Raw genomic sequence first — 23,658 nt, 5'->3', positions numbered from 1 at the left:
CCGAGCCGGGATTCACCGACACTTGGGCGCGGTCTGGATGTCCGCCATGTTCACGACGCGGCCGTCCGCCACGCCCATCTGGATGCACTGGCGGGTCTGGCGGTTGTACCAGATCGTGTAGGACGCATTGCCGCTCTGCAGGGCATCGACATTGGCGAACCCGCGCCCGCGCATCTCGCCGTCGGCCGACGATCCGCGCGCGCCGACCAGATCGTTGACGTTGACCGAGGGACGATACCCGCCTGAGCCGGAATGGTGGCCGTTGCGGTAGCTCGTATCGTGCCCGCGCTGCTCCACCCCGCCTTCATAGCCGCGCGAGTACGGATCGGAGCGCGAATAGTTGTGATAGGTCTGATTGTAGAGGCCGTCGCGATAGCCGCGCTCGTAATCGGCTTCTTCACCCGCACCGTCGTAGTGCTTGCCGTCGTCATGGTTGTGCGACTTGTGCGCCAGCGCGATCGCCCCGATCAGTGCGGCCGCCGCGACACCGGCGGCGACGGCGGCACCCTTGGAACCGCCGCCCGACTTCTGGTTGCAATCGGTGGAAGGCGTCTCCGTTATGCTGTTAAAACGGCCGTCCATCGTCGCCACCGAAAGGCACTGCTTGCGCGAGCCGTTCCACCAGTAGCCCCATTTGCGGTCGTCGCCCTCGTCGGTCTTGATATGGGTGAAGCCCCGGCTTTCGAGTTCGTTTTCGCCACCTGCCGCGCGGGCTCCGACGAGGTCTGAGACATTGCCGGGCGCCTGCGCCTGCGAGGTTACCGGCAGCAGCATCGCCGTCACAGCCAGAACACTGATGATGCGGGGTGCGAAATGCCTGTAGGTCATCGTCTTCCTCCCTGTGCCTTGCCGTCGGAAAATATCCGTAGCTCAATGCCGCCATATCGGCCATGAAATTCTCCGACGATTCTACATAAGTTCGGCTACATCCTGATGGCATTGCCTTGGGTCGAGATGAAATTCTGCCCAATGGTCATGCTATTGACTGACAGGCGCGGCAGATGTCCGGTATCTTCGACATCCGGCCTCTTTCTTCGGGAGCATTTCGATGGTTACCAGGCAGGCAATACTGAGCGCAGCGGCGCTCGTTTCCATGACGGTTCCGGCGGTCGCGCAGGCGCCCGTGCGCAGCGAGCGCGTGCAGTTCGGGCGGGGCGCAAGTTCGACGCTCCTGCGCGGGACGATCAAGGGCTACCAGACCATCGACTACCTGCTCTCGGCCAGGGCCGGGCAGACGATGACGGCGTCGCTCAGCAGTTCCAATCGTTCCGCCTATTTCAACGTGCTCCCGCCGGGGTCGCGCGATGTGGCGATCTTCACCGGATCGACAGGTGGCAATCGCTTCGTGGGTCGGCTGCCATCGACCGGCGACTATCGTCTGCGCGTCTATCTGATGCGGGGTGCGGCACGGCGCGGAGAGCGGGCGGACTTCGGCCTGTCCGTGGCGGTGACCACGCGGCCGGGGCCGGGAGCGCCGGGGCCGGGTGTCGGCGCCGGGCAGCCCGTCGCTCCGGGCAACATGGCGGCGTACTGTCGCGGCGAGGCTTCGGCGCAGTACGGTGTCAGGCCCGCCTACATCACCACCGCCCGCCTGATCCGGGGGCGCGACGGCGGCAGCACGATCGACGGCACTGCGGATCAGGGGCGCAATGGTATCAAGCGTTTCCGGTGCCGCTTCGATGCACGCGGTCGTTTCATCGACGTCATGGCGCTCACCCGCGACGGCGAATAAGGCCCGTCACCCCGTGACGTTGTATCCGGCATCGACGTAGATCGTCTGTCCGGTGATCGTCGGCGCGCGGGATGACAGCAGGAATGCGGCCATCTCGCCAACCTGCTCGATGGTGACGAGCTGGTGCATCGGTGCGGTTTCGGCGGCTTTGGCCATGAGATCGTCGAAGTGTGACAGGCCCGAGGCGGCGCGGGTGCGGACCGGGCCGGTGGAGAGCGCATTCACACGCACGCCGGAAGGGCCGAGTTCGGCGGCGAGGTAGCGCACGCTCGCCTCCAGCGCGGCCTTGACCGGCCCCATGATGCCGTAGCCGGGGATGACTTTCTCCGATCCGTAGAAGCTCATCGTCAGGATCGAGCCGCCGTTCGTCATCAGCGGTGCGGCGCGCGCGGCGAGGCGAATGAGCGAATGGCACGAGACGTCCATGGCGGTCGAGAAACCGGCGCCTGAGGAGTCCAGCACGCGGCCCTGAAGATCTTCCTTCGGCGCGAAGGCGATCGAATGGAGCAGGAAATCGAGGTTGCCCCATTCCCGCGAAACGGCGTCGAACAGGGCGTCGACCTCCTCGGGCCGTGTAACATCGAGCGGCAGGAAGATCGGCGCCTCCACTGCCTGCGCCAGCGGCTCGACATGCGGGCGCGCCTTGTCGTTGAGATAAGTGAGGGCAAGCGTCGCGCCCTGATTGTGCAGAGCCGAGGCGCAGCCCCAGGCGAGCGACTGGTCGTTGGCGAGACCGACGATGAGGCCCTTCATGGCATTAACTCCAACCGGGTTTCCAGCAATTCGCGGGCATGGATCGCCATCATGCGCTCCTCGTTGGCGGGAATGACGAGGCTCTCCACCGTGCCGAGAAAGCCGATGCGGTCGAGGATGGCGCTGCGGATCGTCGGTGCGTTCTCTCCGATGCCGCCGGTGAAGACCACCGCATCGATGCCGCCCATCGCCACTCCCATCGCGCCGACATACTGCGCAATACGGTACGTGAAGCAGTCGAGCGCGAAGGCGGCGCGCGGATCGTCGCTGGCGACGAGCGTGGCGACGTCGTTGGTCAGGCCCGACAGGCCCTTGAGGCCGGAGTCCTCGTAGAGCATGTGGTCGAGCGCGTCGGGGTCGAAGCCGAAGCGGCGCATCATGTATGTCACCGCGCCTGCATCCAGCGCGCCGCTGCGGCTGCCCATCGGCAGTCCGTCGAGCGCGCTCATGCCCATCGTGGTATCGAGGCTGCGCCCGCCGCGAAGCGCGCAGAGGCTGGCGCCGTTGCCGAGATGGGCGGCGACGACGCGGCCTGCGGCAAGGTCCGGCCGCTGCTCGGCCAGCATGCGCGCGATCCATTCGTAGGAGATGCCGTGGAAGCCGTAGCGCCGCACCCCCGCCTCGCGCATCGCTTGCGGAAGGGCGAAGCTGTGGACCACTTCGGAATGCCCGGCATGGAAGGCGGTGTCGAAGCAGGCGATGTCCTGCGCATCGGGCGCGAGGCGGCCGGAAGCGGCGATGCCGGCAAGGTTGTAGGGCTGGTGCAGCGGGGCCAGCGGGCAGAGGGTCTGCAGTTCGGCCATGACTTCGGGCGTGACGATGACGGGCGCGGTGAAGGTCGCGCCGCCGTGGACGATGCGATGGGCGAAGGCGTCGATGCGCCAGTCGTCGTCATGTGCATCGATGCAGGCGATCACGGCGGCGAGGGCGGCCTCCTGGTCGGCGCCGGGCAGTTCCTGTGTGATCTGCGGGCCGGTCCCGGTGACTTTCGCGTTCATGCGGCAGTCGGTGCCGATGCCTGTGACTTTGCCGGCCATCAGCAGGTCGAGACTGTCACGCGCGAAGATACGGAACTTGAGGCTCGACGATCCGGTGTTGAGGGTGGCGATTGCGGGAGTAACCGGCGCCGCGATCACAGGATCGCGCCCGAGGTCCGCGCCTGCGCCAGCAGCACGGCGATGGCGCAGGAGAGCAGGCGTGCCCGCTCGCTGTCGGCGCGGCTGGTCAGCATGACCGGCACCCGCGCGCCCAGCACGATCCCAGCCGCTTCCGCCCCGCCGAGGAAGCTGAGCTGCTTGGCCAGCATGTTGCCCGCCTCGATGTCCGGCACGACGAGGATGTCGGCCTCGCCCGCGACCGGGGAGACTATGCCCTTCTCCCGCGCGGCTTCGGGCGAAACGGCATTGTCGAAGGCGAGCGGCCCGTCGATCACGCAGTCGGCGATCTGCCCGCGGTCGGCCATCTTGCACAGCGCCGCGGCGTCCAGCGTCGCCTGCATGCGCGGGTTCACCGTCTCGACGGCGGCGAGCACCGCGACCCTGGGCTTCGCCTGTGCGTCGAACAGCACCCGCCACAAGTCCACCGCGCTCTGTACGATGTCGGCCTTGGCGGGAAGGTCGGGTGCGATGTTGACGGCGGCATCGGTGATGATGAACGGCTTGGGGTAACTCGCGATGCTCATGACATAGGCATGCGACAGCCGCCGTTCGGTGCGCAGGCCGGCTTCGGGTTTGAGGATCGCACCGAGCAGTTCGTCGGTGTGGAGGGAGCCTTTCATGATGGCAGCCACCTGGCCGGTTCCGGCAAGCATCGCGGCCTGTGTGGCGGCTTCGTGGCTGTGTTCGGTATCGATGATGGGCCATTGAGTGCCTTTGAGTGCCGCCTGGTGCACGGCTTCCTCGATGCGCGAACGCGGTCCGATCAGCACCGGAGCGATGAGCCCGCGCCGTGCCGCATCGGCCGCCGCCTCGATCGCGACGGCGGTGACGGGATGGACCACGGCGGTCGGAATCGGCGGAAATCCGCCACATTGGGCCAGCAACCGCTCGGTCGCCTGGGTGATGGCGGCCTCAGTCATGAGCGAGAATCCAGCGCGCGATCTCCGGCCAGGCATCGGCCAGCGTGCGGTGCCCCATGAACAGCCCGATATGCCCGCCGGGAACCAACCTGCTCTCGATCAGCCGAGGGTCGGTGCCGAACAGGTCGCGGGCGCGGAAAACCTGCTCGGAGGTGGTGATATCGTCCTCCTCGCCCGCCAAGAGGTAGGTGGGGATGGTTATGTCCTTCAGGTCCAGCATCCGCCCGAGCGCGGTAAAAGTGCCGTTCGCCAGCCGGTTTTCCTTGAACAGCTGGCTTATCGCCTGGAGGTAGTAGCGGCCCGGCAGGTCCAGCGGGTTCTCGTACCAGCTGGCGAATTTCTCGGTGCGGGCGATGTAGTTGCGATCCTCGATGTTGCGGTAGAGCGCCTCGAACTTCTCGACGTACTGCTTGTCGGGATGCATGTTCTTCCAGCCCGTCAGCATGAAATCGCCGGGCATGTTGCCGCCGCCCGCGCCGACCATTTTTTCATAGACCGACATCGGCATGGCGTGGGCAAGCTCGCGGATCGGTCCGTGTCCCGCGTCGGTATCGATGGGCGATCCGGCGAGGGTCAGGCTTTTGACTTTGCTCGGAAATCTTGCGGCCATCATCGTGCTGAGCCATCCACCCTGGCACAGCCCGACGAGATGGACCTTTCCGCCAAGATCATCGACTGCGACATTGAGCTGTTCGAGGTAGGTGTCGATGTCGAAGTAGCGCATTTCCGCCGTTGCGGGCTTCCAGTCGGTCGCGAAGACGTTGGAAATGCCGCTGGCCATCAGCGTCTGCACGAGGCTCTGGCCCTCGGCGTAGTCGGCGATGGTGGAGCTGTGCCCGGCGAAGGGCGCGTCGATCAGGACGGGCGTTCCGCTGGCGCCTTCTCCCCCGAACTCTCGCAGCCGCATTGTCGCCAGATCGAGCCGCACGGTGTTCGCCGTGGCCCATTCCGGCTCGGGCGGATGTTCGATCCGGCCCGCCTCGACCGCGAAGTCGAGGTTGCGCTGCATCGTCTCCACCGCCTGTTCGCCAAGCGTCAGCGCCGCTGCGAAGGGCCAGAAGAACGGGACGCTGTGTTCGTGATCGGCGGATGCTTCGACGGGCAGGGTCATGAATGCGTCATCCAGTCTTCACCTCAAGATGCGGGAACGGATAGCGAGCGGCAGGGTAATGGATGTGACAGTCGGTCACAAATCCTTTGCGGCCTGAGGCATCCGGGCGTCGTGAAGCCATAGTTCGCGCCGGGATCGTCGTCATTCACCTGCGCAGCGCTGCGTCCGATCTCCGTTCCGTTGCGTAGTACGACGATCCGCTGGATTCGGCCCGACCTGTTCATCCCTGCAGCGGAACACTCAGGCATGATCGGCCCTCTGACGCAACTGGCAATAGCCTGCATCGCTGCCGACATCGGGCCGCAGCTTGCGTCGGACAGTTCCGTTCACATCGCCATCAATGTCCCGCCGGAACTGCTTGCGAGCGATGCTGTATTTGACTGGCTGGACATTCTGACAAGTGGCGCTGGCGTGAACCCATGGCAGATTTGGCTGGAGGCCACCGAACGCAGCTTCGTTGATGACGGCATGGCGCACGATGCCATCGCCCGGGCGCGCGCCGCCGTTTACCGGATTGCGATGGATGATTTCGGCACGGGCTATTCAAGTCTGGGGCACTTGCAGAAACTCGCCTTTGATACGCTGAAGATCGACAAATCCTTTGTCGATACGATCGGTGTTGCTTCCACGAAAAGCGCGGTTATCTCGCACATCATTGACCTCGCGCAGGAACTGGAAATCGCCATCGTCGCCGAAGGCGTGGAGCGCGAGGCCCAGGCCGACTATCTGCGCGAACGCGGAGTTCAGTTCGCACAGGGCTGGCTTTTTGCGCGCGCCCTACCGGCACACGAGTTTTTGAAGTACCTTGCTGACCATTCCCATGCAGGTTCTGGCCCACGATAATACACGGGCCGTTGTTCGCGATGTTCGTCCGAAAGCCGTCAGTCTCCTTGCCGGCCATCTGGGGCATCCGAAATGGAAAAGCGGACGGGCTGCACCTGACAGAGAGAAATTGGCGGCTGAGAGTCTGCACTGGGTCGGTGTTGCTGGAGCAGGCCGGAATTCCGCATCATTTTCCTTGGGTGCCGTTGAAGTGCTGTCCCCGGCGTCGGCTGCCTATAATGTTGCAAATGTTGTCCATTATGTGTCTCAATTGTAGCAAAATCGTCATCATGCCATGGAATAGGCCCGTCCAGGAAAATGCAGTCGGCGCCGATCTCCGGCGCGGACACCGGGGGTTATGGAGTGCTTCAGAAATCCGTTGTCACGCTGGCCATGGTCGCCAGCGTTGCAGTGTCTGCGCAGGCAAACGCGCAGGATGTCACACCGGTCGAGGAGGGGGAGAGCGGCGATATCGTCGTCATCGGTAGCGGCGAGACCCGCTCGGTCTCCACGCTGTTGCCGTCTAACCTCGAAGTCCTGCCGCCTGGCACCAGCGTGCAGAAGGCGCTGAACTTCCTGCCAGGCGTGAGCGCACAGTCGATCGACGCGCTGGGCGTGAACGAACAGTCGCTCTCGCTGCAGGTCCGCGGTTTCAGCACTACGCACCTGGGCTACACGCTGGACGGCATGCCGCTGGGCGATGGCGCGTACAACAACTACAACGGCCTGACGATCAGTCGCGCGCTGATCTCCGAGAACCTCGGCCGCGCCGATCTGGCCACCGGCATCGCGGGCCTCGGCATTCCGTCGACCAGCAATCTGGGCGGCGCGCTGACCTACTTCAGCAGCGACCCGAAGCAGCAGTTCGGCCTCACCGCCAGCCAGACCGTGGGCAGCGAAGACAGCCTGCGTTCGTTCGTGCGCGTCGACACCGGCGAGCATGGCGGCTTCTCGGCGTACCTGTCGGGCCAGTACAGCGAACAGGACCTGTTCGTGAACCAGAAGGCCTACAACCGCTCCACCGGCAAGCAGTTCAACGGCAAGGCGAAGTACGCCTTCACCGGCGGCACGATCACCGCCTTCGCCGACATTTCGCGCACCAATCAGGCCGACGACGCTTATCTGTCGAAGGACATGCTCAATCGTCTGGGCTGGGACTGGGCCGGTTATGCGCCGGACTGGAATTCGTACCTTGGCCGCGCGTACTGCTCCGTCACCGGTCCGACCGCCCCGACCAAGTGCGTCGATTCCACCGCGCCTGAGAAGCGCGGCGACGTGACCTTCACCAACGGCCAGATCCTGCGCAACGACAACCTGTTCTACGTTGCCGGCGACTTTGACGTGACCAGGTCGCTCAAGGTCCATCTGCAGGGTTACCACCACACCGACAAGGGGGCGGGCAACAACTGGATCGTCGGTTGGTCCAAGCAGGGCACGGCGACCACCGCCGACGATATCCCGGTGCAGATCCGCGATACCCGCTACACGATCAACCGCACGGGCGGCCTCGGCAGCCTGACGTGGGACGTCGGTTTCAACCAGTTCCAGGCCGGTTTCTGGCTTGAGGAGAACACCAGCAGCGCCGCGCGCTACATCTGGACCAACGTGACCGGCCCGTTCGACATCGGCCAGTTCCTGAAGGGCCAGCCCGACACCGCGCAGTGGGTGCAGGAAACCAAGTGGAAGACGCGCCAGTTCTACGTTCAGGACACCGTGAAGCTGTTCGAGGACGCGCTGACGATCGACTTCGGCTTCAAGGGCACGTACTCGCGTTCGGACGCCGAAGCGCAGAACGGCATCGCCAAGGCCGCCCCGCCGGCGTCCAGCCAGTTCGCAACCGGTTCGCTGGTGGCGAAGGACTACTTCCTCCCGGAAGTGGGCATTCACTGGCAGGTCGCGCCGCAGCATGAACTCTACGCCAGCTATGCCGAAAACATGGCCATGTTCCAGGGCGGCTTCAAGCTGGGCCCGCAGTCGGTCTCGCAGACCGTGTGGAACGCGCAGGGCAAGACGCTGAAGCCGGAAACCTCGCGCAGCTTCGAAGGCGGCTATCGTTATGTCAGCGGTCCGCTCCAGGTCGCGCTGAGCGCCTACTGGGTCGATTTCAACAACCGTCTGCTGCAGTACAATCCCTGCCCGACGAACCAGCAGCAGAACCCGGGCTGCGGCAATTCCTTCCACAACGCCGGCAGCGTCACCAGCAAGGGCGTGGAACTGGGCGTGCTGTGGAAGCCGCTGCCGTGGCTGAACTGGTACAACTCGGCTTCGTACAACAAGTCGACCTATGACGATGATCTGAACTGGTGCACCACCACCTGCGTCATCAAGAAGACCGCAGGCAAGCAGCAGGTCGATACGCCGAAGGAAATGCTGGCCAGCGTCCTGACGCTGAAGCAGGGCGGTTTCTCGGCATCGGTGCAGGGCAAGTACACGGGCCGCCGTTACTACACCTACACCAACGACCAGAGCTTCGCCGGCTACTTCACCATGGACCTTGGCCTTGGGTATGACTTCGGCGATTTCGGCCCGCTCAAGGGTGCGAAGCTGTCGCTCAACGTCACCAACCTGACCGACAAGCGCTATGCGTCGAACTTCGACAACAGCGTGTTCGCGCCGGACGATGCCGCCGGTACGGTTCAGGTGTTCCACTCCTCCGCACCGCGCCAGTTCTTCGGGACGCTCAGCGTTGCATTCTAAGGCTCTGGGCGCCGTTCTGGCTTCACTGGCGCTGGTCACGGCCTTCCCCGTCCTTGCCGACGGGGAGGAGCCGGTGGCCCGGCCCCATCTGGATCGGACAGCGGGCGCCCGGAGCATTACCCTGCACGATCGGACCTTCGTGGACGAAGGTCTGGTCGGCAGTGGCCAGCTTCCCGCCGGAACCACGGACTTTCTCGGCGACACGCTCGGCTCGTTTTCCTCCTTGCAGGTTGCGCCCGGCACCTGGAAGCGGATTGGCGATCATTACGAAGGCGTCCTCTGGACGCTGCCGGACCGAGGCCGCAACGACCCCGCCGCCAATCTCTTCTTCGATTATCCGGCCCGGCTGGAGCGGTTCCGCATCCGGTTCACCCCGGGGGATGGTCACTTCGACATGCAGGTCGACGGCGGGCTGGAACTGAAGGATTATCGCGGTCGTCCCTTCACCGGAGCCGATCCCGCCGATGGCATGCTGAAGGAACGGGGCCTGCAACTGCCCGCACCGAAGCAGGGCACCGGGGCCGGCAAGGTTTCGTTCGATGCGGAATCGCTGCAGTTCACGCGCGACGGCCATTTCTACATCGGCGACGAATATACCGCCAACGTCTACTATTTCACGCCCGATGGACGACTGAGTGGCATCATCGTACCGCCCGCATCGGTTGCGCCGCGCCGCAAGGGGAAGCCTTTCTTCGGCTCTCTCAGCGCGCCCGATACCGGCCGTCGCAACAACCAGGGCGTAGAGGGCATGTCCCTTTCACCCGATGGTCGCACCCTGTTCGTCGTCTTGCAGAGCGCGCTGATCCAGGACACCGCCAAGGGCAATGCCGCCGGGCGCAGGAACACGCGCGTGCTCGTCTACGACGTCAGCCATTCGCCGACGCCATCGAAGCCGATTGCCCATCATGTCGTGCAACTGCCGGTCTATGACGAGGCCGGTAAAGGCGGGCCGCCCAACCGAACCGCCGCCCAGAGCGAGGTGCGCGCGCTTGACGATCACAGTTTCCTGATGCTTGCCCGAGACGGTGCAGGCTTCGGAGCCGAGGGAGGCGCGCCCATCGTCTACAAGAGCGTCCTGCTGGTTGATCTTGCAGGCGCGACGAATCTGGCCGGGACCGTTTACGAGAAGGGCGCCGCGTCTGTACTGGAGGATGGAACGAAACCCGCGTTGCGATCGGATATCGTTCCAGCGCAGACCGCCGAACTGGTCAACATGTTGAACCCGGTGCAGCTTGCACGGGTCGGTCTGACAATGGAGCACCTGTCCGAGAAATGGGAAGCCATGGATCTGGTTCCGGTCCTGGAGCCGGAACACCCTTTGGATTACTTCCTGCTCGTGGCCAACGACAACGATTTCATTGCCCGGCACTGCCGGATGTCCGGCCAGTCCTGCAATTCCGACATCGACAACGACAGTCGAGTGCTGGTTTATCGTCTGAGGTTGCCAGCGCCGTTGAAGTGAAACGAACTGGGTTTATTTGCTAAGCTCAGGACTCGTTGATTACAGCCAGAAGAACACGGTTGGGCAGCGGTCGTAGCGGGTTACCACGCGGCGCCAGTCTTTCAAACGGCCAAACATGATCTCAATGCGGTTGCGGGGCTTGCACCGGCGCTTGTCGTATTTGATGGGCAGAGAGCGGGAATTTCGTCCGGGAATGCAGGGCTTGATCCCCTTTTGCTCGCGCGCGTCCCGAAACCATTCGGCGTCATAACCCCGATCGGCCAGCATCCACCGCGCCCTGGGCAGATCATCGAGCAGGCCGCCGCATCGGTGTAATCGCTGATTTGCCCCACCGTGATGAAGAAGCTCAAAGGGCGGCCATTGGCATCGGTGACGGCGTGCAGCTTGGTGTTCATGCCGTCTTTGGGCCGCTAGATCAGGCGTCCGAGATTCCCTTTTTTACCTCAAGGCTCGATGCCGTGCGGTGCGCCTTGAGATAGGTCGCGTCGATCATAACGGTCTGGGGCTCGACCTCGCTGGCGCCCATCAATTTACAGCGGCGTCTTGACAGATCGGATGGGAAAACACGGCGTTGTGTAGCAAAATGGACATTTTACTCCCGTAGTCGCGGCGCACCTTTCCTTCACCGCCGAGCATTTTGCCGTGACCGCCCTGCATATTCGCCCGATTGACCGCTGGTTCATGGACGAAGTTCTGCCGCATGAGCGAGGCTTTCTCGACTACGCGCGCAAGATCATGCGTAACGACGAGGGGGCCGGTGACATCGTGCAGGAAGTCTATGTGAAGTTGTTCGCATTGGACGGCTGGAGCGCGATCGCCAATCCGCCAGGATATGTGACGCGGATGATCCGCAATCAGGCGATCGAGCGTATTCGTCAGGCCCGCGTGGTGACTATGCAGCAGTTGCCTGCTCCGGTGTTGATGGAATTCGCTGACGACATGCCTGACAGTTTCCGTATCGTCGCCGCGCGCAAGCAGATGGAGAAAGTTCAGCAAGCCATAGCCGGCTTGCCGGAACGTTGCCGCGTCGCTCTCGTGCGGCGCCGTTTTGCCGAGGAAACCCCACGGGAAATCGCCAGCGATCTGGGCATTAGCGTCTCCACTTTCGAGAAACGCCTTGCTCGTGCAGTCGAATTGCTGACTCATGCGGTGACCCCGCAGGATCGCGCCTGTGAAGATAGATCGAACGAAGTGCATGAGAAGCTGCTTCTCTGATCCCTCCCAGCTTGATAGACGCGGGTGGATACTACCGATCATCCGATGGATCGGATAAGACTTTGCAGATGCTGCACGATATGACGACTTCGAAAGATCCTCTCGGGCAGGACGCCCTTCTGGCCGAAGCGTCGCGCTGGTTCGCGGCTCTGGACGCCGGGACGGCGCGCGCCGAGGATTTTGAAGCGTGGCGCACCAGGAATTCTGCCCATGCCGTTGCTTACGCCCGCATCGTGGCAAACTGGGAAAGCGTAGCCGAAACGCCGATTGTTGAGGAAGTGCCGCTGCGCTCCAGTCGGCGTCAGTGGCTGAAGGTTGCCGCTGCCGGGGTACCAGTGGCGGTGCTGGGGTCGGGCTTCTGGGCGCAGCGTGCTTATGCCTGGGACAGCGCCAGTACCGGGATCGGTGAAACGCGCAGGGTGGGCCTGCCTGACGGCAGCGTGGCTTATCTCAATACCGACAGCGCGCTGTCGTGGCGATACCGCAATGGGGAACGGTTGCTGCGTCTCGATCGCGGCGAAGTGGCGCTGGACCTTCGGCGCGGCGGCCTGACGGAGTTGCGGACCAATGCCGCATCGCTTCCACTGACGTCGGGACTATTCGATGCGCGCTTGTCGGATGGGCAGACGGAGCTCACCATGGTGGATGGCGCCGCCATGGCATTGCCCGGTGCGGGCAGCAGCCTTACGCTGCGGCCCAACGTATCGATCATCGTGGACGCGGACAGCCGGCCCAGACTGGAAGCCCGCAGTTCCGAACAGATAGCGTCGCTGATGGCTTGGCGAACGGGCGAGATCGTGTTTCTGGATCAGTCAGTGGCTGAGGCCACGGCGGATTTCAACCGCCACCTGACGCGCAAGATCACAATTGGCGATGCTACACTTGCCCAGGAAAAGATCGGCGGGCGGTTCGATCTCGACCGGCCGGACCAGTTCCTGAAAGCCCTGTCGCTCAGCCTTAACGCCCGCGTGGTGAACAAGGCGGAAGGGTTCGAACTGACGCGCTGATTTTTTTGACGCGCACTTGGAGGCAAGTCGCTTCCATCCCGTCATCCCCGCGAATGGTGCAGGCGTTGTACCATGTCAGGGGTAAGATTTCATGTCCGTGCGTACATTCCATTCGCTCGTCGCCGCGCTTGCCGCATCCACTGCCGTCATTGCCGCGCCGGTTCAGGCGGCCACGATCTATTTCGATGTTCCGGCGCAATCGCTTGGGCAGGCTCTGATCGCCTTCTCCAAGCAGGCGAAAGTCAAGATCGTCTATCCGGCCTCGGATATCCGGGGTATGACCGCGCCTGCGGTGCGCGGCACGATGAGCCGGCAAGAAGCGCTTGGCCGCCTGATCGCCGGTTCGGGCTTGCGTGTGGTGGGCGATGACGGGCAGGTCGTTGCGCTGGCGCAGGACACGGCGGGAAACGTCCCTGTTGCGGCGAATGAACCGCCTGCCGATCCCGACATCGTGGTCACCGGCTATCGCGAATCCCTCAAGGAAAGCGTGAAGCAGAAGCGCGAGGCCAACGCCTTCGTCGATGTGATCACCGCCGAGGACGTCGGGAAGTTCCCGGACAAGAACGTCGCCGACGCGCTGCAGCGCATGCCCGGCGTCGTCATCACCCGTGACGGTGGCGAGGGATCGCGCGTCAGCATTCGCGGCCTGCAGCCGGGCCTGACGCAGACCCTGCTCAACGGCAACTTCCTTGCGGGCGCCGACAGCGGCGATCCGCAGCGCTCGTTCAACTACGTGATGCTGCCCGCCAACTTCATCGCCAGCACCGAAGTCTACAAATCTTCCGAAGCGCGGCTTGAGGAAGGCGGCATCGGCGGCACCATCATCCTCAACACCCGCCGTCCGTTCGACGTGCCCTCGGGCTCGGGCTTCATCTCGGCGGAGGGTACGTACTCCGACAATAGCGAGAAGTTCGAACCGCAGATCGGTGCGCAGTATTCGTGGAAGAACGAGGACGAGACGATCGGCTTCCTTATCGGCGGCGTCTATCAGAAGCGCACCAACCGCGAGATGCGCTCCACGGCGGGGACCTGGCGCTGGTGGAGCGATCGAGGCGCGGACGGGCAGGTGCTCGAACGCGCGACCGACGTGAACGGCAACCCGATCGCCAACGACGCGGCGGTGTCCTACTGGACCGGCGGCGGCCAGAGCACGATCGGCGGCGACCACTATACCGGCTACTGGGCGCCCCAGTCTGTCCGCGCCGAAATCTTCGACCAGGATCGCGAGCGCTTCGGCATCCAGGCCACCGCACAGTTCCGCCCGACCGACACGCTGACGCTGACCGCGAACTACTTCCGCTTCGAATACAGCAGCGACTACGTGATGAACCAGCTGACCATTCCCGAATGGGGCTACGGCAAGTTCTTCAGCGACGCGGTGTTCGACCAGAGCGGCACCGTTATGAAGTCCGCGACGTTCTCGGTCGATGGCGCGCCCTGCCTTGAATCGACGCCGATGTGCACGATGGAGACGCCGCGCCTGACCGGCTACTACTCCAAGGAAAAGCAGCACTCGCAGACCTTCGAGGGCGAGGCGCACTACAAGCTCGACCGTTTCGACGCAGTGCTCAAGGCGGGCAAGACGGCGTCGCGCGGCGGTCCCTCGATGCGCTTTCAGGTGGCGGCCAAGCCGCGCATCACGGTGACCGGGCAGGAGCAGAACGGCAACTTCCTCAGCGCCTGGGACCTCTCCAGCAAGGGCGTGGCGATGGAATTCTCGCCCGAACTGCAGCAGAATCTGATGAACGGTATCGCCCAGATCGACATCGGCGGCACCAATTCCAGCTTCACCAACAGCGCGATCGACCAGCCTTACGTCCAGCTCGACATGACGCGCGAGTTCGGCGACGGCTTCCTGCGCTCGATCCAGCTGGGTGGCAAGTGGCGCAAGCTGGAAGTCCATCGCGAAACCGGCCGCAACGAATGGTATGCCGATGCGGAGAACAAGATCCGCTACCAGAACACGCCCGAAGGCGCCCTCGCGCAGCCTGAGTATTTCTACTCGACGCCGATGGGCAACATCAACGGCGGCTTCAGCGCCAACCTCTATCCGGGCGTGGACTTCAAGCGCTACCTCGAGATCATCAACGAGCGCTACGGCCCCTCGGTGCGCGAGCCGGAGCCGAACAACGTCTACAACCTGTCGGAAGAAGCGCTGGGCGGCTATGCGCAGGCGAACTTCGCGAGCGGGGGCCTGCGTGGCAATATCGGCGTGCGCGTGGTCAAGACCATCCAGCGCGACGAGACTTCGGACCGCCTGCAGTACCTCGTCGACTACTGCATCGACGGCCCGAACGGCCCGTTCGATCCGAACCGTCCGATCGGTGCGGACGGCAACTGCCAGGTCCTGCCGCTCGCGGACCGAGAGGTCATCGAGAATGTGCGCCTGCATGAGCGCAAGAGCTACACCGACGTCCTGCCCAGCCTCAACGTGTCATACGACGTGACGCCCGACCTGCTGGTGCGCGGCGCGGTGGCGAAGGTGGTGGCGCGTCCGTCGATCTCGGACCTCGCCGGTGCCCGCTCGCTGACCTACAAGTCGGAAGCCTATGCCTTCGACCGCGATCAGTTCGGCGAGTTCGCGGGCTGGTCGGGCAGCGGCGGCAACTCGCAGCTCAAGGCGTTCAAGGCGTGGCAGTACGACCTTGGCATCGAGTGGTACTTCCGCCCCGGCTCGGTGATCGGCGCCACCGCGTTCCGCAAGGACGTGTCGAACTTCATCGTGCCCCTCGTCATGGACGTGACCCGCGATGTTGCGGGCGAGCAGGTGGTGATCGAATCCTACTCCACGGTGGCCAACGGTTCGAGCGCGGTGTCGGAAGGCGTCGAACTCTACGCCCAGCACACCCTGCCGATGGGTCTGGGCGCGCAGGTGAACTTCACCTACAACCACACCTCGACGGCCGATGTGACGCTGGACGGCGAGAAGGTCGGCACCTCGCCGCTCGTGGGCAGTGCCAAGACGCAGTTCAACGCCTCGGTCTTCTATGAGAGCCGCCGCCTGCTGCTGCGCGCCTCGTACAACCGGCGCGGCACGGTGGTGGGCGGCCTGTCCTCTGGTCTTAACACCTACACCGCGCCTTATGAGCAGGTGGACCTCAACGCCTCCTACGAAATCCGCGACGGGCTGATGCTGACCGCCTCGGTGATCAACCTGACCAAGTCGCACGAGTGGCAGTATCTGGGCAGCGACACCAAGGACCGCCTGACCAGCTCGATCTATTCGGGCCGCCGCGCTTACGTCGGCATTTCGTACAACTTCTGATCCTTCCCGAGCGGCCGGGCGCGACCAGCGCGCTCGGCCGTTTCGCATCCACGGGAACATACCGCATGACCAGACTCCTTCTCGTTGCCATGTCGCTGTTGGCGGCGGCTTATGCTCCTACGGCCCTAGCGTGGGGCGGCCGCGGCCATGCGGTGATAGACCGGGCCGCGCTCGATACCCTGCCTGCCGACGGCCCGGTGTTCCTGCGCGACTATGCCGAATACATCGGCGAGGAAGCCGGCGCGCCCGACACCTGGCGCTCCTCCTCCGAGCCGTTCTCCAAGATCGACGAGGACCCCAACCACACCTGGTTCGTCGAGCGGGTGCGCTTCCTCGATTCCGTGCCGCGTTCGCGCTATGCCTTCGTGCTGGCGCTCTACCGCGAGCACGAGCGGGTCGCGAAGACCGACCCCAAGGCCGCCGAACGCCTCAACGTGCGCTGGACTGGGACGATGCCTTACGCGATCATGGAAGGCTACGGCCGGATCGTCGCGGGAATGCGCGCGCTGCGCTCCAAGCGCTCGAAGGGAGAGCCGACCGCGAATATCGAACGGACGCTGGCGTTCTACACCGCTTGGATGTCGCACTACATCGCCGACGGCACCAACCCGCACCACGTCAGCATTCACTGCGAGGGCTGGTTCGGCGACAATCCCAAGGGCTACAACCGCAGCGGCGGCATCCATGGCGGCTTCGAAATCGGCTATGCCGACGCGATCGACCTCCAGCCCGCCGACTTCGTAAAGCGCATCGGCGCCCCGCAGCGGCAGGAGGGTGACCTGTTTTCGCAAGTCATCGCTTTCCTCAATGACAGCAATGCAGAGGTCGAGACGATCTTCGCCCTCGACAAGCGCAGGCTGCTGGCGGACCCGAAGAACCGCGAGGCGCGCGACTTCGTCTATCATCGCAGCGCGGCGGGCGCGGCGATGCTGCGCGACCTGCTCACCCGCGCATGGACGGAAAGTGCGGAGCCCGGCACCGGCGATCCGCGCCCGCAGGACCCGAGCAATCCGAACTACGATCCCGAAACCGGCACCGCGCCAGCGCACTGATTATCATACCTGCGTCAGCTTTCAGGCGAAAGGGGGGGGCGACGAACCAGCACTCCATGACCGGACACCGCCAGCCATGACAATCGACCGCCGAACGCTTGTGAAATCGGGTGCGGGGCTTTGCCCGCGTGGTCCGCCAGGGAGAGGCCCTCGCACGGCCGGAACTGGGCCACTCGGTCCATGTCGAGGTGAGCGGACTGCGACCGCATCGCCACTACTGGTATCGCTTCTCGGTCGCGGGGAGCGACGTGAGCCCGACCGGCCTTGCCCGCAGCGCGCCTGCAGCCGATGCCGCGATCGACCGCCTGCGTATCGGCGTCGCCGGTTGCCAGCACTGGGAAGCGGGCTTCTACGACGCCTGGGGCGCACTGGCGCGTGAGCCGGACCTAGACCTCGTGTTCCACTACGGCGACTACATCTACGAAGGCGCGGGCAAGCCGGTCCAGAGGCGTGCCCTCATTCTTCGGCTGCTTCGGCAGACCTTTGGTCACCGCACGCATCGGTGCCTTTGATTCTCGGAAGCCGGAGGCAAAGGCCCAGTCGAGCACTGCTTCAATACGCTGTCGGACCCGCCGTGCGGTCTCAGGCTTGGATAGCCAGATTTCGGCCAGGACATTGGGGATCGTCGGACCGGTGATTTCCGAGACCTGGACATTTCTTAGTTTGGGGAAGACATATGTCTCCAGCGTACGAAGCCACTGCCCTTCATGCTTCTCATTGCGTCAGGTCTTGCGCTGAGCTGCTAGGACCTTGGCAGTGGCCTCCTTGAAGGTAGGCACGCCTGCGGCCTTGCGCCGTTCGAAAACGGGGCCGAGGCCCAGCTCCACACACGGCGAATCGCTTGCGGGTGAACAACGATGAATCGGGGTGGACGCGAATCACCGAAAAACCCTGATTTCTCGGGGTCTTATCGGATGGTCGCGAATGTGGCTGGATAAGCCGGTGGCGGAGACGCCGGGATTCGAACCCGGGGTGCCCCCTTAAGGGCACGACGGTTTAGCAAACCGCTGGTTTCAGCCACTCACCCACGTCTCCGAGTGCGGCTTGGAGCGGTGCCTATAACGGGACCTCCAAGGGGCGGCAAGGGGGCAAGCGTGCGCGAATGAAGATTTATTCGAGGGACATCGCAAGTCTCGGTTTCGACCCGCCGCAAAACCGACTCGGGTCGTCGCCCGTTCATTGCTAGGTCATGCGCGGTGGATTCTTGTAGGGTGACACCAGTTTTGACCGTGCATGGTGCGCGGGGGACGTGGGAAGCGCCGGGAGCGGCGTGGAGAACGCAAGGTAATCACGCCATGAAGGGTCATTCTATGCAGGATCGCACGCACACTGTTCGGTGGGCACGTCGCCGATCGGTCGTCGGACTGGCTGCGGCGCTGCTGGCACTCGCCGCTCCCTTGGCGCCGGCATTCGCACAAGTCACGACGGTCGACCCGGATGCGGCGATCGATGGGGACCTTAATCAGGGAACCACTTATTCGCCGGTCCCGCCCGCGACCGACCCGGGCAACGGCACGCCCGTCGAGGGGCCGCCGGCAACGGATTGGAACGGCGGGCAGCCATCTTACCCGGCGCCGACGCAAGCCCCGACCGCTCCGGCAACTCCGGCAGTCGCACCCCAGAACAACGGCTCGACTTATCGCGAGGATGATCTGATCGGCGCAGCCGAGGGCGTGTTCGGAAAGGGTGCCAAGGGTCTTGCCGATATCATCAAGGATTTGCTCGCCAAGCAAGGCGAGCCAAACGGCTACATCGTCGGGCGCGAGGCAGGCGGGGCGCTCGCGGTGGGACTGCGGTATGGTTCAGGCACGCTCCACCACAAGGTTGAAGGAGAGCGCCCCGTCTACTGGACCGGCCCGTCGATCGGCTTCGACGCGGGTGCGAATGCAGGCAATGCCTTCGTCCTCGTCTACAACCTCTACGATAGCCAGGACCTTTTCCATCGATTCGGCGCGGGTGAGGGGCAGGCCTATCTCGTGGGCGGTTTCACGGTCAGTTACCTGCGTCGCGGCAACACCGTATTGATTCCCGTGCGTGCGGGCGCGGGACTGCGTCTGGGGGCCAACATCGGCTATATGAAGTTCTCCGAAAAGCAGAGCTGGTTGCCCTTCTGACGTAACGATATTGCGCATTGACGCGGCCGCTCAACTAGGTGGTTGCGTCAGGCGGCGGGCGGGGTTAAGGGCCGCCCGCCATGCTCAACGATCTCAAGCAACAGCCCGCTGACGCGCTTCTTGCGCTGATCAAGCTCCACAACAACGATCCGCGCGCGGACAAGATCGACCTCGGTGTCGGCGTCTACAAGACCGCCGACGGCGACACGCCGGTCTTCGCCGCGATCAAGGCGGCCGAGCAGAAGCTGGTCGAGGAGCAGGACTCCAAGGCCTACCTCGGCCCCGAGGGCGACATGGGCTTCGTCGAGCAGCTGATGCCCTACGTGTTCGGCAAGGCCAAGCCGACGATGGATGGCCGGATCGAGGGCATGCAGACCCCCGGCGGCACCGGCTCGCTGCGCCTCGCGCTCGCGATGGTGAAGCGTGCGGGTTACAAGCGCGTTATCGTCGGCAAGCCCAGCTGGCCGAACCACAACCAGATCTGCGCCGACCTCGGCCTCGAAGTCCTCGAATTCAATCATGCCACCGCCGCCGGCGCCGACATGGACGCGCTGCGCGGCGTGATCGCTGCGGCGCAGGAAGGCGATGCCATCCTGCTGCACGGCTGCTGCCACAACCCGACCGGCATCGATTACACCAACGCCGAGTGGGACGAGATCGCCGGTCTGCTGGCCGCTTCGACCATTCTGCCGGTGCTCGACCTCGCCTATCAGGGCCTCGGTCAGGGTATGGAAGAGGACGCCTACGGCCTGCGCCGCGTCTTGGCGGCCGTGCCGGAAGCGTTGATCTGCTATTCGTGCGACAAGAACTTCGGTCTCTATCGCGACCGCGTCGGCGCGCTCTACGCAATGGTCGCCGATCCGGCCGATCTCGCCAAGGTCATGTCGAACGGTCACTCGCTGGCGCGTGCCAACTGGTCGCAGCCGCCAGATCACGGCGGCGCGGCGGTTCGCATGATCCTCGAGGACGAGGCCCTGACCGCGCAGTGGCTGGCCGAACTCGATGAAATGCGCGAGCGTATGCGCGGCGTGCGCGCCAGGCTGCAGGCTGCCGGCAAGACCGGCGGCGTCGACCTAACCCCGGTGGGCTCGCAGAACGGCCTGTTCTCGATCATCCCCTTCACCCCTGAGCAGGTGCAGGCGATGCGTTCGGAATACGGCATCTACTTTGCCGCTTCGGGCCGCATCAACGTCGCGGGTCTGACCGATGGCAACATCGACCAGTTCATCGCCGCCGTCGCGGCCGTGACGGCCTGAACATGAACCGTCAGCCGGTTCTCGAAGGGGATCGGCTGACGCTCCGGCCTCTGGTCGAGGCGGATCGGGACGCCCTGTTCGCAGTGGCGTCCGATCCCGAAATCTGGGCCGTGCATCCCTCGCACGATCGCTGGCAGGAGCCCGTGTTCCGCGCCTTCTTCGATGAGGCGCTGGCGGGTGGCGGCGCCCTTGCGATCGTCGAGCGCGATAGCGGCGCTATCATCGGTTCCTCGCGCTACGGAGCGCCCGAGGTCGAGCAACCCGGCGAAATCGAGATCGGCTGGTCGTTCCTTTCGCGCAGCTACTGGGGCGACGGCTACAACGCCGAGTTCAAGCGCCTGATGCTCGCACACGCGCTTGGCGATTTCGAGCGCGTCATTTTCCAGGTCGGTGCGGACAACGTCATCTCGCGCAAGGCGATGGCGAACATTGGTGGCCGTCTGGTTGAGGGCCGTTCGCGCAGCCACGAGCGCTGCGGCGTTATGGTCGAGCACGTCATTTTCGAGATCACGCGCGAGAGTTTCGCGACAGGCCCGCTGGCCTGACCGGGTATCGTCCGCCTGTCGATCAACGGTACAAGCGGTGATGGACGGCGCGCAAAGATAGGGGCCTCGTCACGTCTTTCCTGACCGACGTTACGTGGAGCCTGCATGACAATCGATCGCCCCATCGGGATTGCCCTTGTCGGCTGCGGCCGCATTGCGCCGCTACATCTCAAGGCGATCGCCCGCAGTCCGGAGCATGCCCGTCTCGTCGCGGTGGTCGATCCCGATCCCGCCCGTGCTGCCGAGTTCGCGAGTGAGTATGGCGCTCCGCATGCCTGCACCTCGCTGGAGGAGGCCCTGGCGCTGGATGCGGTGGAGGCCGTGGTCCTGTGCACGCCTAATGCGCTCCACGCCGATCAGGTGGAGCAGGTCTTGCGCGCCGGGCGCAACGTGCTGGTCGAGAAGCCGTTCTCCGAAACCGTCGCCGATGCCGAGCGCATCGCTGCCCTCGCCGACGAAACCGGGCTGGTGCTTGCCGCCGGGCACACCTTCCGTCACGTCGAGGCGGTGCGCACGCTGCAGGATCGCCGGGCCGAATTCGGCCGCCTGCGCGCGGTCAGCATCTCGATGTGCGTATTCTGGGACGGGCCGCAGGCGCCCTGGTGGGCCACCCGCACGCGCGATGAGGGGCTGGTCCTCACCCTGTTCGCGCCCCATGCCATCGACTTCCTGCAACTCGTCGTCGGTGAGGTCGATCCTTTACGCATCCACGTCGAGGCGGCGCGCTTCCAACCTGATTGGGTGGCGGAGGACGAGGCGATGATCCTGCTGCGCTACCCTGACGACGTGCTGGCTTCGATCCACGTCTCGTATAACCAGAAGCGCACCATGAACCGCAAGGTCGCGCACTTCGAGAACGCCACCGTGCGTGTCGAGAACGGGGACGAACTGTGGATCGACGACGAACCCGTGGTCATGCCCGAGCGCGCGCCGGTGGACGACGACGCGCTTTTCAACGACGGGATCACGCATTACTTCGCGACGCAGATTCGCGAGTTCGCGCTGGCGGTGCGGGGCCTGCCCAGCCGCAGCGTGCTGCACCCCTCAGCTCTGCGCCAGACCCGCCTCAATCGCGCCATCGTGGCGGCGGCGCAGCACGACGGTTAATGCGCCAGCGCTGCGCCTCCGCGTGCGGGGACGCAGCGCCAGATGATCAGCGCGGCTATGAACATCAGCGCCGCCGGAACGATCCCGAAGGCATAGCGGATCGCGTCGATGGCTTCGGCACTCTGGGCGATGCCGCGCTTGGCGGCGGCTGAATCGAAGCCGCCGACCGCAAGGATCGAACTGGCGACAAGCGTGCCGCCGAGCGCGATCCCGGCCTTCTCGATGATCGACCAGATCGCGGCGAAGGAGCCGGCGGTATCGCGCCCGGTCTCGGCGCGGGCCTGCGCCATGGCGTCGGTGAGGAGCGAGAGCGCGATCAGGCCCCAGCCCGAGTTGAACAGCCCGACGCAGCCCGAGCACACATAGGTAACCCAGATCGGCCCTGTCCCGGCATTGGACCATACGATCAGCGTGATCACATGGCCCAGCGCCCCGACGAGGTAGGCGTTGCGCTTGCCCAGCACCCTGGCCACCGCCACCCAGAGCGGCGAGACGACCATCACCACGCAGCCCGCGATGGCGACGAGGATGCCGAGTTGGACCAGCGCGTCGCTGCGGCCCATGTTGTAGGTGATGAAGAACGCCATCGCCGCCGAGCAGGTGCCCGCCGCGACCGTCATCGCCGCGGCCGAGAGGCACAGGACGCGGAACGGGCGGAAGGTCAGCGTCGCCAGCAGGCTGCGCAGCGACAGGTCGCGCTCGAGCGGCACGATCACCTGCACCTTGCGCACCGCGTTCCAGGCGGTGACGAGGCTGATCGCGGTGATCCCGCCCAACAGCGCCGCGCCGGTGACGTAGGCACCGCGATCGGCGCCGAGTTCGTGGATGAGCCAGGGCACCAGCGCCGAGCCGAGCAGCAGTCCCGCGCCGGTCCAGGCATGCTTCCACGCCATCAGTACCGTGCGCTCCTGCGGATCGCTGCTGATTTCCGAGAAATGCGCGAGGAACGGCACAGAGAAACTGGCGAACGTCACCATGTAGAAGCTGAAGGCGACGACGACGTAGCCGACTTGGGTGCTCGTGGCGGCGTTGGGCACGAAGAACGTCGCGATCATCGCGAAGGGCGCCAGCACCGCGCCGACGAGCAGCCAGTTGCGCCGGGCGAAGCGGTGGAGGTTGCGGTCGGAGACGACGCCGACGGTAAAGTCGCTGAGGGCGCCGACGATGACCTTGGGCACGAAGATCGCCGCACCCGCGATCGCGGGCGGAATCCCGACGATGCTGGTCAGATAGTAGAGCAGCAGGATCATCGGCGCGTCGCGGAACAACTGGTTCCCGACGTTGCCAAAGCTGTAGAGCGCCTTGGTCTCGGTCCGAAGCAAGCCGCCTTGCGGCGCGGCTCCATGCATGCCGTTGTCTCCAAATGATCCTGTAGCCGCCAGCCTAGGGGCAGGGCGGCGGTTCATCGGGAGAAACCCGCAAAGTCACCGACACGCGGTGACT

The 23,658-nt window shown here is 64.5% G+C and carries 19 protein-coding genes, 1 tRNA gene and 2 pseudogenes; 13 read left to right on the top strand and 9 right to left on the bottom strand.

Going from position 1 to position 23,658, the window contains the following annotated elements; genetic code table 11:
- Positions 1 to 12: 12 nt before the first annotated feature.
- On the bottom strand, positions 13 to 828 hold the full coding sequence (locus tag ACODRZ_RS18300; RefSeq protein ID WP_488971904.1) for a hypothetical protein: 816 nt from the start codon (positions 826 to 828) through the stop codon (positions 13 to 15).
- 220 nt (positions 829 to 1,048) lie between these two features.
- Between ACODRZ_RS18300 and ACODRZ_RS18295 the strand changes: the two genes are divergently transcribed.
- A complete protein-coding gene (locus ACODRZ_RS18295; RefSeq protein WP_488971905.1) occupies positions 1,049 to 1,732 on the top strand; it encodes a hypothetical protein in 684 nt (227 codons plus the stop codon).
- A 6-nt stretch (positions 1,733 to 1,738) separates the two neighbouring features.
- Here the strand turns inward: ACODRZ_RS18295 and fabI are convergent, their stop codons facing one another.
- The 4 genes from fabI to ACODRZ_RS18275 are packed head-to-tail and all read right to left on the bottom strand — an operon-like array spanning position 1,739 to position 5,673.
- Entirely contained in the window at positions 1,739 to 2,485 is a 747-nt protein-coding gene (fabI, locus tag ACODRZ_RS18290) for an enoyl-ACP reductase FabI (RefSeq protein WP_488971906.1), read from the bottom strand.
- Positions 2,482 to 3,621, bottom strand: coding sequence for an acetate/propionate family kinase (locus ACODRZ_RS18285; RefSeq protein ID WP_488971907.1), 1,140 nt, complete (start codon positions 3,619 to 3,621; stop codon positions 2,482 to 2,484). The genes fabI and ACODRZ_RS18285 overlap by 4 nt, the downstream gene beginning before the upstream one ends.
- Positions 3,618 to 4,562 carry a bifunctional enoyl-CoA hydratase/phosphate acetyltransferase gene (locus tag ACODRZ_RS18280; RefSeq protein ID WP_488971908.1) on the bottom strand — a complete coding sequence of 315 codons (945 nt, stop codon included), beginning with the start codon at positions 4,560 to 4,562 and terminating at the stop codon, positions 3,618 to 3,620. Before ACODRZ_RS18280 ends, ACODRZ_RS18285 begins: the two co-directional genes overlap by 4 nt.
- A complete protein-coding gene (locus ACODRZ_RS18275; protein WP_488971909.1) occupies positions 4,555 to 5,673 on the bottom strand; it encodes an alpha/beta fold hydrolase in 1,119 nt (372 codons plus the stop codon). The genes ACODRZ_RS18280 and ACODRZ_RS18275 overlap by 8 nt, the downstream gene beginning before the upstream one ends.
- Before the next feature lie 246 nt (positions 5,674 to 5,919).
- On the opposite strand from ACODRZ_RS18275, the gene ACODRZ_RS18270 reads away from it, so the two are divergent.
- The 3 genes from ACODRZ_RS18270 to ACODRZ_RS18260 all read left to right on the top strand — a co-directional run bounded on the left by ACODRZ_RS18270 (position 5,920) and on the right by ACODRZ_RS18260 (position 10,654).
- Positions 5,920 to 6,516, top strand: a complete 597-nt coding sequence (locus ACODRZ_RS18270) for an EAL domain-containing protein (RefSeq protein ID WP_488971910.1) — start codon at positions 5,920 to 5,922, stop codon at positions 6,514 to 6,516.
- A gap of 342 nt (positions 6,517 to 6,858) precedes the next feature.
- Positions 6,859 to 9,192 (top strand): TonB-dependent receptor, encoded by a 2,334-nt coding sequence (locus tag ACODRZ_RS18265; protein WP_488971911.1) that lies wholly within the window; start codon positions 6,859 to 6,861, stop codon positions 9,190 to 9,192.
- Positions 9,182 to 10,654 (top strand): esterase-like activity of phytase family protein, encoded by a 1,473-nt coding sequence (locus tag ACODRZ_RS18260; protein ID WP_488986224.1) that lies wholly within the window; start codon positions 9,182 to 9,184, stop codon positions 10,652 to 10,654. The genes ACODRZ_RS18265 and ACODRZ_RS18260 overlap by 11 nt, the downstream gene beginning before the upstream one ends.
- A 39-nt stretch (positions 10,655 to 10,693) precedes the next feature.
- Here ACODRZ_RS18260 and ACODRZ_RS18255 read toward each other — a convergent pair.
- Positions 10,694 to 11,174: pseudogene (locus tag ACODRZ_RS18255) on the bottom strand (IS5 family transposase); the annotation flags it as partial.
- Between the two features lie 122 nt (positions 11,175 to 11,296).
- Between ACODRZ_RS18255 and ACODRZ_RS18250 the strand changes: the two are divergent.
- The 5 genes and pseudogenes from ACODRZ_RS18250 to ACODRZ_RS18230 form a co-directional block, all read left to right on the top strand.
- The gene (locus ACODRZ_RS18250; RefSeq protein ID WP_488971913.1) at positions 11,297 to 11,869 is read left to right on the top strand and encodes an RNA polymerase sigma factor; all 573 of its coding nucleotides are present in this window, start codon (positions 11,297 to 11,299) and stop codon (positions 11,867 to 11,869) included.
- Between the two features lie 68 nt (positions 11,870 to 11,937).
- Positions 11,938 to 12,876 (top strand): FecR family protein, encoded by a 939-nt coding sequence (locus ACODRZ_RS18245; RefSeq protein ID WP_488971914.1) that lies wholly within the window; start codon positions 11,938 to 11,940, stop codon positions 12,874 to 12,876.
- Between the two features lie 91 nt (positions 12,877 to 12,967).
- Positions 12,968 to 16,141: a TonB-dependent receptor gene (locus tag ACODRZ_RS18240; RefSeq protein ID WP_488971915.1), complete on the top strand. Its 3,174-nt coding sequence runs from the start codon at positions 12,968 to 12,970 to the stop codon at positions 16,139 to 16,141.
- Positions 16,142 to 16,206: 65 nt separating this feature from the next.
- Positions 16,207 to 17,193: a phospholipase C/P1 nuclease family protein gene (locus tag ACODRZ_RS18235; RefSeq protein WP_488971916.1), complete on the top strand. Its 987-nt coding sequence runs from the start codon at positions 16,207 to 16,209 to the stop codon at positions 17,191 to 17,193.
- A gap of 110 nt (positions 17,194 to 17,303) precedes the next feature.
- A pseudogene (locus ACODRZ_RS18230) lies at positions 17,304 to 17,627 on the top strand (PhoD-like phosphatase N-terminal domain-containing protein); the annotation flags it as partial.
- Here ACODRZ_RS18230 and ACODRZ_RS18225 read toward each other — a convergent pair.
- Positions 17,580 to 17,879, bottom strand: coding sequence for a phage integrase central domain-containing protein (locus ACODRZ_RS18225; protein ID WP_488986226.1), 300 nt, complete (start codon positions 17,877 to 17,879; stop codon positions 17,580 to 17,582). The pseudogene ACODRZ_RS18230 and the gene ACODRZ_RS18225 overlap by 48 nt on opposite strands.
- 257 nt (positions 17,880 to 18,136) lie before the next feature.
- Positions 18,137 to 18,228 (bottom strand) — tRNA-Ser (locus ACODRZ_RS18220).
- A 260-nt stretch (positions 18,229 to 18,488) separates the two neighbouring features.
- Here ACODRZ_RS18220 and ACODRZ_RS18215 point away from each other — a divergent pair.
- From ACODRZ_RS18215 to ACODRZ_RS18200, 4 genes are all read left to right on the top strand, one after another.
- Complete coding sequence (locus ACODRZ_RS18215; RefSeq protein ID WP_488971918.1) at positions 18,489 to 19,307, top strand: DUF1134 domain-containing protein; 819 nt, start codon at positions 18,489 to 18,491, stop codon at positions 19,305 to 19,307.
- Between the two features lie 80 nt (positions 19,308 to 19,387).
- Positions 19,388 to 20,563, top strand: coding sequence for an amino acid aminotransferase (locus ACODRZ_RS18210; RefSeq protein ID WP_488971919.1), 1,176 nt, complete (start codon positions 19,388 to 19,390; stop codon positions 20,561 to 20,563).
- 2 nt (positions 20,564 to 20,565) lie between these two features.
- Entirely contained in the window at positions 20,566 to 21,108 is a 543-nt protein-coding gene (locus ACODRZ_RS18205; protein ID WP_488971920.1) for a GNAT family N-acetyltransferase, read from the top strand.
- Positions 21,109 to 21,213: 105 nt separating this feature from the next.
- Positions 21,214 to 22,215, top strand: a complete 1,002-nt coding sequence (locus ACODRZ_RS18200) for a Gfo/Idh/MocA family protein (protein ID WP_488971921.1) — start codon at positions 21,214 to 21,216, stop codon at positions 22,213 to 22,215.
- Here ACODRZ_RS18200 and ACODRZ_RS18195 read toward each other — a convergent pair.
- On the bottom strand, positions 22,212 to 23,564 hold the full coding sequence (locus ACODRZ_RS18195) for an MFS transporter (RefSeq protein ID WP_488971922.1): 1,353 nt from the start codon (positions 23,562 to 23,564) through the stop codon (positions 22,212 to 22,214). The two genes, ACODRZ_RS18200 and ACODRZ_RS18195, sit on opposite strands and share 4 nt — an antisense overlap.
- Positions 23,565 to 23,658: the final 94 nt, after the last annotated feature.

It is taken from the genome of Novosphingobium sp. FG90 (assembly GCF_057808725.1).
The sequence above is the reverse complement of the archived record's forward strand: the minus strand, read 5'-3'. Positions and strand labels throughout refer to the sequence as shown.

Bases quoted from the DNA above. Each gene is read 5' to 3' on its own strand.
- ACODRZ_RS18300 (WP_488971904.1), bottom strand. From the start codon at position 828: ATGACCTACAGGCATTTCGCACCCCGCATCATCAGTGTTCTGGCTGTG.
- ACODRZ_RS18295 (WP_488971905.1), top strand. From the start codon at position 1,049: ATGGTTACCAGGCAGGCAATACTGAGCGCAGCGGCGCTCGTTTCCATG.
- fabI (WP_488971906.1), bottom strand. From the start codon at position 2,485: ATGAAGGGCCTCATCGTCGGTCTCGCCAACGACCAGTCGCTCGCCTGG.
- ACODRZ_RS18280 (WP_488971908.1), bottom strand. From the start codon at position 4,562: ATGACTGAGGCCGCCATCACCCAGGCGACCGAGCGGTTGCTGGCCCAA.
- ACODRZ_RS18275 (WP_488971909.1), bottom strand. From the start codon at position 5,673: ATGACCCTGCCCGTCGAAGCATCCGCCGATCACGAACACAGCGTCCCG.
- ACODRZ_RS18270 (WP_488971910.1), top strand. From the start codon at position 5,920: ATGATCGGCCCTCTGACGCAACTGGCAATAGCCTGCATCGCTGCCGAC.
- ACODRZ_RS18245 (WP_488971914.1), top strand. From the start codon at position 11,938: ATGCTGCACGATATGACGACTTCGAAAGATCCTCTCGGGCAGGACGCC.
- ACODRZ_RS18240 (WP_488971915.1), top strand. From the start codon at position 12,968: ATGTCCGTGCGTACATTCCATTCGCTCGTCGCCGCGCTTGCCGCATCC.
- ACODRZ_RS18235 (WP_488971916.1), top strand. From the start codon at position 16,207: ATGACCAGACTCCTTCTCGTTGCCATGTCGCTGTTGGCGGCGGCTTAT.
- ACODRZ_RS18215 (WP_488971918.1), top strand. From the start codon at position 18,489: ATGAAGGGTCATTCTATGCAGGATCGCACGCACACTGTTCGGTGGGCA.
- ACODRZ_RS18210 (WP_488971919.1), top strand. From the start codon at position 19,388: ATGCTCAACGATCTCAAGCAACAGCCCGCTGACGCGCTTCTTGCGCTG.
- ACODRZ_RS18205 (WP_488971920.1), top strand. From the start codon at position 20,566: ATGAACCGTCAGCCGGTTCTCGAAGGGGATCGGCTGACGCTCCGGCCT.
- ACODRZ_RS18200 (WP_488971921.1), top strand. From the start codon at position 21,214: ATGACAATCGATCGCCCCATCGGGATTGCCCTTGTCGGCTGCGGCCGC.
- ACODRZ_RS18195 (WP_488971922.1), bottom strand. From the start codon at position 23,564: ATGCATGGAGCCGCGCCGCAAGGCGGCTTGCTTCGGACCGAGACCAAG.